The sequence below is a fragment of the Pseudomonas ficuserectae genome (assembly GCF_024584585.1).
Taxonomy (GTDB): Bacteria; Pseudomonadota; Gammaproteobacteria; order Pseudomonadales; family Pseudomonadaceae; genus Aquipseudomonas; species Aquipseudomonas amygdali.
Window position 1 is genome coordinate 106,537 of record NZ_CP085686.1, and the last position, 12,638, is coordinate 119,174.

At 57.8% G+C, this 12,638-nt stretch carries 14 protein-coding genes; 12 read left to right on the top strand and 2 right to left on the bottom strand.

Going from position 1 to position 12,638, the window contains the following annotated elements; genetic code table 11:
• The first annotated feature begins 10 nt into the window (after positions 1 to 10).
• From traW to LJU29_RS28920, 6 genes are all read left to right on the top strand, one after another.
• On the top strand, positions 11 to 1,225 hold the full coding sequence (gene traW, locus LJU29_RS28895) for a conjugal transfer protein TraW (protein WP_203031408.1): 1,215 nt from the start codon (positions 11 to 13) through the stop codon (positions 1,223 to 1,225).
• Positions 1,215 to 1,817, top strand: coding sequence for a conjugal transfer protein TraX (gene traX / locus LJU29_RS28900; RefSeq protein ID WP_257113058.1), 603 nt, complete (start codon positions 1,215 to 1,217; stop codon positions 1,815 to 1,817). The genes traW and traX overlap by 11 nt, the downstream gene beginning before the upstream one ends.
• 30 nt (positions 1,818 to 1,847) lie before the next feature.
• Positions 1,848 to 3,992 carry a DotA/TraY family protein gene (locus LJU29_RS28905; RefSeq protein WP_257113059.1) on the top strand — a complete coding sequence of 715 codons (2,145 nt, stop codon included), beginning with the start codon at positions 1,848 to 1,850 and terminating at the stop codon, positions 3,990 to 3,992.
• 102 nt (positions 3,993 to 4,094) lie between these two features.
• A complete protein-coding gene (locus LJU29_RS28910; RefSeq protein ID WP_134931479.1) occupies positions 4,095 to 4,340 on the top strand; it encodes a hypothetical protein in 246 nt (81 codons plus the stop codon).
• A complete protein-coding gene (gene excA / locus LJU29_RS28915; RefSeq protein WP_257113065.1) occupies positions 4,337 to 4,987 on the top strand; it encodes a plasmid IncI1-type surface exclusion protein ExcA in 651 nt (216 codons plus the stop codon). Before LJU29_RS28910 ends, excA begins: the two co-directional genes overlap by 4 nt.
• A 92-nt stretch (positions 4,988 to 5,079) precedes the next feature.
• Positions 5,080 to 6,282: a secretion/conjugation apparatus DotM-related subunit gene (locus LJU29_RS28920; protein WP_003344393.1), complete on the top strand. Its 1,203-nt coding sequence runs from the start codon at positions 5,080 to 5,082 to the stop codon at positions 6,280 to 6,282.
• Here the strand turns inward: LJU29_RS28920 and LJU29_RS28925 are convergent.
• Both LJU29_RS28925 and LJU29_RS28930 read right to left on the bottom strand, forming a co-directional pair.
• Positions 6,272 to 6,649, bottom strand: a complete 378-nt coding sequence (locus tag LJU29_RS28925; RefSeq protein WP_122322821.1) for a type II toxin-antitoxin system VapC family toxin — start codon at positions 6,647 to 6,649, stop codon at positions 6,272 to 6,274. The genes LJU29_RS28920 and LJU29_RS28925 overlap by 11 nt on opposite strands.
• The gene (locus tag LJU29_RS28930; protein ID WP_004644067.1) at positions 6,646 to 6,846 is read right to left on the bottom strand and encodes a type II toxin-antitoxin system VapB family antitoxin; all 201 of its coding nucleotides are present in this window, start codon (positions 6,844 to 6,846) and stop codon (positions 6,646 to 6,648) included. The genes LJU29_RS28925 and LJU29_RS28930 overlap by 4 nt, the downstream gene beginning before the upstream one ends.
• Before the next feature lie 91 nt (positions 6,847 to 6,937).
• Between LJU29_RS28930 and LJU29_RS28935 the strand changes: the two genes are divergently transcribed.
• The 6 genes from LJU29_RS28935 (at position 6,938) to LJU29_RS28960 (ending at position 12,253) form a co-directional block, all read left to right on the top strand.
• Positions 6,938 to 8,023: a thioredoxin fold domain-containing protein gene (locus LJU29_RS28935; protein WP_257113073.1), complete on the top strand. Its 1,086-nt coding sequence runs from the start codon at positions 6,938 to 6,940 to the stop codon at positions 8,021 to 8,023.
• Positions 8,010 to 10,298 carry an F-type conjugative transfer protein TrbC gene (gene trbC / locus LJU29_RS28940; RefSeq protein ID WP_257113075.1) on the top strand — a complete coding sequence of 763 codons (2,289 nt, stop codon included), beginning with the start codon at positions 8,010 to 8,012 and terminating at the stop codon, positions 10,296 to 10,298. The genes LJU29_RS28935 and trbC overlap by 14 nt, the downstream gene beginning before the upstream one ends.
• 27 nt (positions 10,299 to 10,325) lie before the next feature.
• A complete protein-coding gene (locus LJU29_RS28945; protein WP_005769744.1) occupies positions 10,326 to 10,748 on the top strand; it encodes a hypothetical protein in 423 nt (140 codons plus the stop codon).
• A gap of 20 nt (positions 10,749 to 10,768) precedes the next feature.
• Positions 10,769 to 11,332 carry a hypothetical protein gene (locus tag LJU29_RS28950; protein WP_116894632.1) on the top strand — a complete coding sequence of 188 codons (564 nt, stop codon included), beginning with the start codon at positions 10,769 to 10,771 and terminating at the stop codon, positions 11,330 to 11,332.
• Between the two features lie 186 nt (positions 11,333 to 11,518).
• The gene (locus tag LJU29_RS28955) at positions 11,519 to 11,947 is read left to right on the top strand and encodes a GntR family transcriptional regulator (RefSeq protein ID WP_122323108.1); all 429 of its coding nucleotides are present in this window, start codon (positions 11,519 to 11,521) and stop codon (positions 11,945 to 11,947) included.
• A gap of 78 nt (positions 11,948 to 12,025) precedes the next feature.
• Positions 12,026 to 12,253, top strand: a complete 228-nt coding sequence (locus tag LJU29_RS28960) for a hypothetical protein (RefSeq protein ID WP_122323107.1) — start codon at positions 12,026 to 12,028, stop codon at positions 12,251 to 12,253.
• The last annotated feature ends 385 nt before the right edge of the window (positions 12,254 to 12,638 follow it).

The following is a 12,638-nucleotide window of genomic DNA, read 5'->3' on the forward strand; positions in this document are numbered from 1 at the left end:
GGCAATGATCATGAAAAGACTTTATGCGTTAACAGCGCTGACCGTGGGCCTGCTCCAAGCCCAACAAGTACTGGCGTACGTCCAGCCGGTGGCCGTCACGGCCAGCGTGCCCATTACGGCGCAGGTAATGCCGGCCATGGCCGGCCTTCAAGCTACCCTGGCGGAAATCCTGACCACTGAGACACAAATCGGCACGGCCATCGTGCAGGCCAGTGACAAGCAAGTCGCGGTTATTTCTGAGGCCGCACGTGCCCAGCGCGAGACCGATATTTTTGGCCGTCAGACCGAGCGCCTGGAGCGTGCCCGAGAACAGTACTCGGTCCCTGACAGCATCTGCAGCGAGTCGGCCTCTGGGGTCGCGGCCACGGTGGGGAAGGTGAGCCGTGCGCAAACGGCGGTGCTGGCCAGCGGGGCAGGTGTCGGCAGTGCCGTGGTGCAGAAGACCATCGCTTCCGAGCCCGTGGCCTCGCGTCAGGGTGGCTATCGCAGTGCCGCCATGCACGCGCAGTACTGCACACAAAGCGAATCGGCCCAGTACGGCGGTACTGATCTGTGCCCGCAGGTCTCAAGCCTGCCTGGAGGCGACATCGAAATGCGCTCGTTGATCGACGGGGCGGGAGCCGTGGGCAAAGCCCCTGACCTGACGTTCAATCAGGATCAGGTCGATGCGGGCATGGCGTACATGAAGAACTCGGCACGCCATGACGGGGGACGGGCACCGGGCAAGGGGGATATCCAGTCGGCCACGGGACGTGAGTATCAGGGGCTGATGACCCAGTACAAGGCGATTCAGAGCGCCGCGACTCAACCGCAGCTGGACATTATCGCCGCCAGTCAGGCCAATCCGGCCACACAGGAGGCATTGCAAGAGGCGCTACAGAATCCGTCAGCGGCAGAGTACTTCGCTTCAACGGGCAGCCAGCAAGCACAACGCACCGGGGTGATGAGCGAGCGCGAGTTCGAGGCTTTCGAGGTGGGCAGGCGCTATGCCAATACCGCCTATGAAACCGACCTTCAGGCCCTGAGCGGAGACAACCTGATGCGTGAATTGGTGCGCGTGCAGAGCCTGGGCAACTGGCTGCAGTTGGGACTCAAAAACGACCAACGCCAGGCCAACATCATTGCCGGCCAGCAACTGGCCCTGGCGGCAGACGCCAAATACGTTCCGCAGCTTCAGGAACTGGGAGCAAAAATGAGTTCGGGAGTCACCGCACATGAAAACTGAACCTGACACAACAAAGCACGAGGACGAACAATCGTCGCCGGACGACAAGCATTCGGGCACACCGTTACGGCGCGCCGGCCATGTGGGGCTATCGATCCTCAACCCGTTCTCTGACCTGGCGGTGATCTATCGCCGGGGCATAAAACCGACGGCGCAAAAGCTGAAGCTACTGAAGACGTTGCTGACCCCGGCGTCAGCAACGACTGAGGCAGATGCAGTCGGTATCAGCTGGGTACAAGCAGTCGAGCGTTCCAGCAGATCTGTTGAGCAACTGGTGAGGTCCTACCAGCGCATTCGGGCTGCATGGTGGTGCTTGATGGCGAGTGGTGGGGCCTTGAGCCTGTTCCTGCTGATCATGCTGCTGTTGGCAAACCTCAGCTTGCCTTTAGGCACATTCCTGCGGGCTGCGGTGACACTGCTTTTATTGATGGCTCTGGCCAGTTGGGGGTTTGCGCAAACGCTAATCGCCACTTACCGGCTATGGCAGTTGCGGGAACGGCGCGTCAGCGTAGTGGAACGAGGCACCTTTGAAGATTTCCTCATCGAAAACCGATGGTGCCGGCAGGTACTGACGCTCGGTCACTTCGGCTAACAAAAGACTCATTCAAGCGGGACAGTTACCATGAACCTCCTAAAACGCTTTTGGTGGGTCGGTTTACTGCTGGTCTTTTCTGTGCCGGCAATGGCCGACAGTGTGGATTATCAGACCATCGCAGCGGCTTCCCAAAAGCCCAATGACCTCTCGCGCCAGGCGCTGGTGATGATTTTTGGGCAAGTAGCAGTCGATCCATTTGCACCCTCACAGCCAACACTGATTGGCTCACTGTTCGCCATTATCAATGGCTTTCTGGCTGTGCTGGCCCTGTTCTGGTTTCTGACCATCACCATGAAAACCATCGTGAAGGCCGGGCATCAGGGACAGTTTTTCGCAGGCGGTCGATCTGCGTTGTACCCGATCATGACGTTCGGCGGCTTCATCATGATTCTGCCCACACAATCGGGTTGGTCACTGGCCCAGCTGGTCATGCTCTGGGCTACCTCTACGATGGGTATTGGCAGTGCCAATCTGTTGACCGATAAAGCTGTGGACATGATGGACAGCGGCTACTCGATGGTGACGCAACCTACGGCCCCGGTGACCCGAGGCGCGGCACGCGGCATCTTCGAAATGAACCTGTGCAAGTACGCGATCAACCGTGAGCTGCAAGCGCTTTACGGGGACGGCGAAGCCAATACCCCGTTGATTACCACCAAGGGGGGCAACGGCCAATACGACACCGGCAACGGCAGCGCGGTATGTGGTTCTGCCAAAACACCCAATACGGGCCGCACCGGGACCTGGAACCTGCTGTTTGACAGTGACGTGGACACGAGTGGGGTGATCACGGCGCAGCACCAAGCGCTAGACACCATGCAGAGCACCCTGGATCAAGCGGCACAGGCGTTCGTAGACACCTACCTGAGCAAGCGTGACCAGGACGTGGGGAGTTTTCAGGACGCCGAAACACAGATCCAGAACGCAGCTGCCGCCTATGAAAACACGGTGAACCAGGCGATCAACAAGATCGACTTCAAGGACACGCTACAGAGCCAGCTTTCAAGCCAGATCAAAAGCAGTGGTTGGGTGGCTCTGGGCAGTTGGTATCACACCTTTGCCACAGCCAATAACAAAACCAACGACGTGGCCAGCTCGACTCCGGTTGTCATGGGGATGAGCAACCTGGGCGAGCACGGTACCGGCGATTTGTATAACCAGGTGTTTGCAGCCTACAAATCGCAGGTGCAAAACAGTACCTACACGGCTCCGCTAGGGACGCAGACGGCCAAGGATGATGGCGCGGCAGCGACGGCGAAGGACCCGAATTCGGTGTTTGTAAGCGTTTTCAAATCACCTATGCAGTTGTTCACAAACTACTTTGCAACTGCTCGGATCGGCACGGATGCAGACTTTTCTAATCAAGTAAATCCGCTTATAAAAATGCAGACTCTAGGTGACTACACGCTGGGCACTGTTGAAACACTGATGGCGGCCTATGCCGGGACCTGGGCCGCGGCTTCATCGGCCAGCAACTCGCCGTTGGGCTGGGGGGCCAAAATATTTGCGGTAGATTTAGGAGCGGTGGTGAAAGACGTGCTGGGCGCGCTTGCACCGATGTTCTATTTCGTCATGTTTGCCCTGCTGGCCATCGGTTTTTCGCTAGCCGTATTTCTGCCTGCTGTGCCCTTCCTGTTCTGGATGATGGGGGTATTCAACTGGGTCGTCAGTGTGCTGGTGGGCTGTGCGGCTGGGCCGATGTGGGCTGCGACGCACCTGGGCGCAGAGGAAGACAAGGGCAGCCGTAGTGCCTACGGTTATATCTTCCTAATCGACATGATGCTCCGGCCGTCGTTGATGGTACTGGGGTTCTTTTTTGCTTCGGTGGCGGTAGTCGCCGGGGGAACGATCCTGAATCTGTTATTCGCCTCGGCGCTGGCCAATGCCAACGCAGACTCGATTGTGGGGCTGTTCAAGATGATCGGGTGGCTGATGATTTATGCCCGCATTGCGACCTTTGGTGTGACTCGTCTCTTTGGCCTGCAGGCGTCCCTGGCGGACTACGTGATCTCGTTTCTAGGAGGCCGAGAAGGGGCGAACCTGATGGGCGGCATGGTCGATAACATGAAAGGCATGTTTGGTGCTGCTGGCTCTGGGGCACAACGTACCCCTGGCGTTAAAATTCAACCTAGGAAGCCTGGCGCAGGGGGGCATGGGGATGGAATTCAATAGCAACAGCGACCATCGATCACGGCTATCGGACAAATGGTGTCGTGGGTCTCGTTGTCACCCGCTATTGTCTAGGTAGTGCCCAGCCAACGAGGTGTTCATTCAATGATGCCCAACGCGATTCATCACAACCCTGACCCGCGCTATTTGTGCGGGCTTATCGATCAGGCTGGGCTTAGCCGCCGAGGCGCGGCCCAACTGATCGGTATGTCATGGTCGGGGTTTCGAAATTACCTGCGTGATGAGTCGCATTATTTGTACCGGGAAGCGGATTACCGCGTTCAATTTGCCCTTGAGTGCCTGGCGGAAGCTAAAGTGCTCAGGAAAAAGGAAACAGGAGAAAAATCATGAAAGTTCAGCGCCTGAAAACAGCGAAAGAAGGGTGGCTCGTGGTCTTCAAAGGGCTTTATTTGATAGCGTTTCCATTTTTGCTCATATTCGCAATTTTGTTTTTGATCGCGGCTATAGGCTCTATGCCAGGTAAGTTCGGCAGTGAGGCATTAGTTTTGTCGGGTATAATATGGACTCCTATTTTAATTTCGTTGTTTATATTTTTCCGTGGAGTGTTTAGTCGCCGCCGCCTACTGAAGAAAATCACGACGGCTATCAAATCTAACCAGTTCTTTGAACCAGACGCTGCCAATGAGATTTATCACGAAGGTGATGGCAAGTACCTGGGCATCGATACCCAAAACGGCACCATCCTGTATGTGCACAGGATTCGCAAAGGTCAGGTCGATGTGGTGGCCCTGACTATGGACGACTGGACCAACCGCGAGGTCGAAGGCAACCGCATGTTGCGCCTCTACACCAAGTTCCCGGACCTGCCGCGTATTGAGATCGCCACCCCATGGGCGCAACGCTGGTACGACACGCTCGGGGCTATGGAGCACAAGCAGAAGCAGTACAGCACCCCACAACCGTTCAACCGCTATGTGCATGACCACCTCGAAGCGCTTGAACGTGATCTGAACGTGCAGATCCCACGCCTGGCGTGAAGCCATAACCCCTCCGCAGCTGTTCCCGACGCGCTTTACCTTTCTCTCACACCGCCCAATTCGGGCGGTGCGACTATTTGTGGGGCATCGCAATGCAAAATCGACAATCCCAAGGTGCATGGGAGGGCGAGCAAGCGCAGATGTTATTGGCGCTTTGTGCAGCCGTCCTGTTGTGCTGGATGTTCTTCGATATCTTCGTGTACTGGACCACCTGGACGCTTTATTGGTTATGGAAAATGGTGGATTTTCCCTTCATCCATGTCTGGGCCGGTGGCAAGATCAACCTGCTGGCCGACGTGGCCAACCACGCCAAGGCCGTGACGCTGGATGAGTGGCTTGAGGTGATGAACGCTACCAGTGGGATTCTGCTGCTGTTCCTGTTACCGCTGGTGATTGTGAGCAGTTGGGGGCTGGCGCAGCATCCGGTACTGCCGTTTCGCAGTAAACGCCTGGTGAACATTCACACGCTTCCTGGACTGGTGAGTCGTTTCGCACCCTCGGTCATCCCGGTGTTGGCTGCGTCTGGTCCCGATGGCCTGATGAACGATACCTCTCCCAGCAATGCCTGGGCGCTAAAGCCCGAGGAGTTTGCTGAACGTTACAACCTGGTGCAGCGCAAAGTGCTGGATCGGGAGGCTGCTCGTGCGGTGTTCGAGGAGCAAGTCGGAGATGTTCATGATGGCCTTCTGGACTTGACACCCTATGAACGGGCCTTGCTGGCCGTATTCGGTCTGCAGGTATTTCTCAATGACCGCAAGGCAGCGACCCGGTTGCTCGATGACCTGAACCGTTCCTGCATGATCAAAGGGTTGTTGCGGCGCAAGACCTTCTCGTTGACGCCGCTGTACGGCTTGGCCGACGCGGGGTTTGATCGCGTTGCAAAAGCACCGGGCGTCAGTGAGTGGCTGCAAAGCCATCGATCGATGCGCACCGCGCTGGTGGCCTTGTATGGCCGCGATCTGCGCTTGGCGCCGGCGCGCTTTCGCTGGCTCAAGGGGGTTAACCGTACTTTGTGGTATGCCCTTCACAGTGCCGACACGGCCAAGGTGTTTGTGGAAGGCGCCGGTGTTCAGGCTCAGGCGCGGGCAGAAGTCCATGCCAGTAAGCTGGGGCTGCCACGTCCTGGGTTGATGGTGACCCAGGCCATCGATGGCTTGCAGGCCGAGTTGGAAAGCATCGGTCTGGTATTTGCGCGACATGTCATCACGCCTAAACGCCGGGAGGCCTCTGACCTTCCTGTCATGACGGCGGTGTATGCCGCGCAGCCACCTGTGGTTGATGAGCCTAGTGAGTAGGAGGCTGGTATGACACGGCCATGCGGCTAGCCAAACGCTCCAGGCGCTTGTCTAACGTCCAAAGCGCTGTGCCGCTCAATAACGCGGAGGCCAGGAGCGTCATATCCACCAGCCCACAGCCCAGGCCATAGAGCTTGTGGGTGTTCAGAAAGGCGATGACTTCACTCACCGTGGGTTGTTGTGCACCTCGTAGGTCGCCAAGGTCAGTCAAGGTGCTCAAACGATCAGGCGGCGTACCACAGGCCAGTTCTCCGATCACCATGGGGTGTATGAGTACCCGGTCCTGGCTGAGCAAGTTCACCAGTTCTGGACTGTTGTTGCGAAAGTGCTCAACCCAAACGGAGGTGTCTACCAGGACGCCTTTCACAGTGCCTTCTCGTGTCGGCGGGCGATGTCTTCCATCGTTGGCAGTGTGGCCCCTAAAGCCATCAATCGTTTAGCCGCTTGAATGCGCACAAACGTCTGAACGGCTTCACGGAACAGGTCGGCCTTGTCCATCGCCGGATCGGCGACTTCCAGAGCACGTTGGTACAACGCATCGTCGATGGTAACGGTCGTTCTCATGATGACTCCTTGCTTCAATTTTGATGTAACTCTACATCAAATTTGATTCCAGAAAACACTATTAATTCTTTACTTTAAAAGAGGAAACCCCATGGCCTCGGCATCTTTGCGCGCCCTGTTTTCGGTGGACATCCAAGGCGATCAGCTTGTTGTCTATCAGGCAGATCAGGAAGAAGGCATCGTGACACGCACGATTTGCACCCTGGACCTTCGCCATCAGCACTCGTTTTATCTGAGCAATGACGGTGTGGTCTGCCGCGATGTTCAGGGTTTTGAATTCTCTCTTGAAACCCATGACAGTGAGGAAACCCATGAGCTACTGACCGCACTGTCGCGGGCTTTGCTGCGTCATGGACGACGCAAGACCCAGCGGCGTCTGATGGGCGTGTTCGTGTTGTTGGTTGTGCTTTGCCTCGGTGCCTCATGGCTTGGCCGAGCGCTTGAATGGCCTGTTGCAATGCCGGCGGCGCAGGTCATCACGCCCTCAGTCCCGAGCCCCCCCAAGCCGGACCTGGCCAAGCGCAGCGCGCCGGCGCCGATCGCTTCTGAGCCACGCCAGTCCGCTGCAGACGTGGCACCTGACGATGGCTGGACATTGCCCAGGGAGGTTCGGGCCACACTCCCTCAAAAGCTGCACAACGCTGCGGAGCGCAAGCTGTTCACCGTTGACTATTCCAGCGGTCACGCGCGCACGCTGTATGTCTTTTCGGACCCTGGCTGTCCGAACTGCCAGCGTCTGGAGTCGTCCCTCAACACGCTCTCCGACGCCTTCAATGTGGTGGTGTTTCCTGTGCCGGTGATTGGTAAGGAAAAGTCGGTCGCCGCCATTACGCCCGTGCTGTGCCTGCCGCCTGAGCAGCGCAAAACCGCGTGGGATCGCCTGTTTGATGCAGCCCCTGAGGGTGTGAACCTTGGGAAATCCCTGTTAAAGCCGGCGTCGGAAGGGGTGGAGTTGAAGGCGGCGCAACCAGCAGGCACGTGCGATGTTGCAGAAAAGGCCTTGGGGATCAACCAGGCGGCCTATCAGGCGTATCGCATACCGGGCACACCTTGGGTGATCAGCGACGATGGGCGTTATGTGCCGCAGACGCTGTTGCGTGACCCGATCAGGCTCAAAGCCTTCCTTGATGAGCAACCTGCCCGCCAGGTTCAGGAGGTGTCGAATGCGCCCCAATGACTACGCCGTCGAGCGCACGCGCCTAAACCGGCGGGTTTACCACTCGGCACTGGCTGAGTGGTTGATGGGCCCCGGTAGTCTGACGATGGGTTTGGCCGGGTCTGTGGTGGGAGGCGTCCTGTACCCGGTCAGCCTGTGGCTCAGTCTGCCGGCCTTGCTGGTCTGGTCACCTGTCATGCTGCTCGAACCCTGGCAGATGCCCATGCGCATGCCTTCAGACATGGACCGCCTCGACCCATCGACGCAACGCCAGGTGACGGGCAAGCTGCTGGGTTTCTTGCCGGTCACGGCCATGCGCACGGTGATGCTCAAGGCAGCGGGCATCCTGTATATGGGGTACCTGCGCGGTCGGGACGCCGGGCGTGAACTGTGGCTGTCGCTGGATGACATGACCCGCCATATTCTGATGTTCGGTACAACCGGTGCCGGCAAAACCGAAGCACTGCTGGGGTACGTGTTGGGCCAGCTGGGCTATGGAAAGGGCCTGATCTATTCGGACGGCAAGGCCCAAAATGATGTGGCCGCCGCGATCGTGTCCCTGGCCCGGCGCTTTGGCCGTGAAGACGACGTTCGGATGATGAACTTCATCACCGGGGGCCGCTCCAGGGCGCAGGAACTGCTCGAGGACAACAAAAGCAGAGGGCAGACCAATACCGTCAACGCGTTCGGTATTGCTCAGGAAACCTACATCATCAACCTGATGGATTCGATGTTGCCCCCTGCGGGCAACGATGCGGGCTGGCAAGAGAAAGCCCGGGCCATGATTCAGGCTTTGGTGTTCTCCCTGGTGTACAAGTGCCGGCGTGAAGGCACGGTCATGTCCCAGCGCACTATCCAGGCGCATTTGCCGTTGCGGGCCATTGCCAAGCTCTACATCCAGTCGGTGGAACAGCAATGGCATGAAGACGCCCAGTTACCCCTGAAAAACTACCTGGGCACATTGTCCGGTTTTGACCTGGCCAAGGTGGATTCGCCGGAGGAATGGGCGACCACCGCGTTGGATCAGCATGGTTTTCTGATCCAGCAGTTCACCCGCATGCTGGCCTTGTTCAATGACACCTACGGCCATGTGTTTGCCCGTGACGCCGGCGACATAGACCTCAAGGACGTGGTGCATAACGATCGCATCCTGGTGGTCCTGATTCCTGCGCTGGAAATCTCCTCGACCGAGGCCGCGACTCTTGGGCGTCTGTACGTGTCGCAGCTGGCCATGATCCTGAGCCAGGATCTGGGGGAGAAACTGGAGGGCAAACCCGAAGACATCCTGGTGATCCGCAAGTACAAGGACCGCTTTCCGTTCTTGTGGATCTGCGACGAGGTCGGGGCCTACTACACCGAAAAGCTCGGTGAGCTGGCCACGCAGGTACGCTCCCTGGGGTTTTGCCTGCTCCTGGCCAGCCAAGAGGCGCAGCGCCTCAAGTCGGCGGCCGGCGACAAGGTGTGGACGCTGATCGGGAACATGGGGGTCCGAATCACCGGCAAGATCATGGACCCCAAGGACACTCTCGAAATACTGCAATTGATGGCCGGTACCGAGTACCTGCCAGTGATGAGCGGTATGGTGCGTCAGGCCGGAATCATGGGGGCCAGCTGGGAGGAAGCAGACACACTGAGCCTGAAAGATGAGAAGAAAGTCAGCGTCGAGGAAGTGCAGCAGCTCAAGGAGGGGGAAAACATCACGCTGTTCAACGGGCAAGTGATTCGCGGCAGCTCCTTGTACATTCACGATGCTGACAAGCTGTCCAAGGAAGCGATCCGAATCAACCGCTTCATCGAGGTGGCCCCGCCAGCGCTGGACACCTTGTTGGCTGGTGCACCTGCCCGCATTCGGCGCAGCTATCCGCGCGCGGACCGCGTGCAGCAGATCCTGTACCACCTGGCGATGAAGCCTGGTCGTTCAGACCTTGAAAACCTGGTGCTGACAGATCCGACGTTGGTTGTCTTGAACGAGCTGGGAGAAGAGTGGCGGCTGATCTGGCGTCGCCGTCCTGGAGCGGCAGTGCGCAGCACCTTGTTATGGCACACAGCGCTGGAGCATGTGCCCAAGCGCGGAAGCGGCTACGTGGCGCAATCGTCCACGGCGCTGGATCTGACCGTCGGCAGCAAACGGTTGCAAGCCTACCAGGCGCAGCACATCGATCCGGCCAGAGCGCCGAAAGTGAAGGGCAAGGCGACTGCACCTAGAGCCACAACGCCTGTTCCACCAAGCCACGACCAGGCACCGCCCTATTTCGACGACGGATCTTATTCGCCGGCGCCGTTCGACTGGGATTAATAGACCGCACGGGCAGGAGCGCAGCCGATGAGTTACAGACCTCAAAGTGATCCCTGGTTTTCAAGGAAGGTTTTGAAGTTTCACATCGCGAAAAACACGTTTGCGGTATTTAGCCAATATGGAGGGCTTGGCTTGTACGGCCTTCCACCCACTGGGTCCGTTACCCGAGATATAGGTGTCGATGATTGCCGGGCACTGCTGCAGAACATGAGGCACTGGCTGGGGTCTCCAACGGCCCACGCAGAAGCCATCCAATGCAGTACCGATATCGACTACGTGCGTTATCAGGTTGATTGGGTCCAGTCGTGTCTGGGCAAGGAATCCAACCAGAAATACTTGGGTGTGATGTTCATTCTTGACGGGTGGGACGACCGTCAAACGGATGAAGACAACAGACGAGCGGATGCCTATTGCCACCGTCTGTATTCGTCATCGCCCTATGACGATTAACTTTGCTGATCGGAGCCCCCATGAAAGAGACTCTTTGGCGAGTTTTTGCGGTGATCGTGTCGCGTCCATGCGTCGCCGCCTGGATCATTCGACGCGCCCAGCGTACGCCTTATCAACACATCACCTCGGCCGATGGCCAGGAACGCTACATGGGCCGCTGGTGGCTGTTCGAGGGATATGATCGCGCCAGGCAGCAACCCAAACACCGCTGGTTTCCCTGGTCGGTTCGGGTCCACCACATCTTGCGCGAGGATCGTGATCGCGACCTGCACGACCACCCGTGGCACGCTCGTACGATCATCCTGCAGGGTGGGTACGTCGAGCTGCGTCTGATCATGATCAATACCCATGGACAGGTCACTGAGCGCATCGAGCGCAGAACAGGCACCTGCGCAGCGCTGCGTCCTGGTGAGTATCACCGTATCGACCAGGTGGCAGCGGGCGGTGCTTACACCCTGTTCATCACTCGTCCTAAATCCTGTGACTGGGGCTTTCTGGTCAACGGGGTGAAAGTCCCTTGGGATGTGTACACCGCAGATGACAGCGCTTCGTTTGAGTCCAGCAGGGTCGCCGACGACAAGTAGACACCTTAAGGGGGAAAACCCCAGAAAATTCCGTCACCCAACTCCAGCTCGGCCAGGAGCGCTTCTAGGTCCTCGGGGCTATCAAGCGGTTCCTGATACACATCACAACCCCGTCAATCATGTGCAGCGCTGAGCCCAGCTTTACAGCGCAGGGGGCAGTACGCATTCGTTAAATAGGTGAAGGACATGATTAACCACAGAACGCAAAAACTGCACGCTCAGCAGGTGCTTGAACGCCTGGCCTATGGCTTGGCACAGCCAATAGCGCTGCCCCGCGAGACCATTGAAGATGTGCTTCGCGAAGCCATCATGGATGGACGACTTGAACCGGGTGAACGGCTTACGCAGCAAGCCATTGCCAATGCCTTCCAGGTCAGCCGGATGCCGGTGCGCGAAGCCCTGCGGTCATTGGAGATGCAGGGTTACATCGCGACGGAGTATCACAAAAGCTATCGGGTCACTAACGGCCAGGAGCTGCCCCAGTGCGGCCACCTGCCTGGCTTGCTGAGGTGCGTTGCAGAACGCCATACGCAGCTGGGCGACCTCGAGTCAAAAGTGGCTTTTGAAAATGAAATCCTGCACGTCCTGGGCCGACTGCGCCCTACCCCTTGCTGATGCTCCAGCCGGTCGCTATAGGCCTGGCAGTTCTGCATCCAGCCGTTGGCACCGGAACGCGAACAAGGAATGACAACAATGACAAACCACTTTTCTAAGTTCATCTGCAACGACGATGGGCGCAACGATGAAGCGTCTCTGCTGATCAGCCAGGATCGGCTCGACGGTGCGCCTCGGGACGCGTGGGAGGCCAGTGCCCCTTGGCTTGACGCTGCTGATTTTAAGCGGTTCCGGCGCGGGCTTTACCCACGGCTATTGAGAAAGTCGAGCCCAGCAGGGCCGGTGGTGGCCAGGAAAGCGTCCTAGCTCGTTGAAAGCAGCGGATTTTGTAACGCGAAAAGCGAGGCTCCCATGCTACTATCCGGCACAGTTTTATTTGCAGGAAAGCGACGATGTAGATTCACGAATCGCAGAAACCAAAAAGCCCCGGTTGGCGCCGGGGCTTTTTGGAAAATCTTGAACAGGCCGTTTGGTTTCGGATCACCTGTTCAACACACATAACGTGAGCTGATTATGGCGTTCACTGCGGCTTTGTGCAAGCCGTCAAAAGTGAAGCCTTCAGTTCACCGCTGAACGGTGGACTTATGGAAAAGATTTTTCAGCTGCTGTGCGACCTCGATGACAGCACCCTGCCCCCCCAGTTGACCCTTTGCGTCACACCCTTTCACCGCGTTGGCCAAGGCGGTGAAGC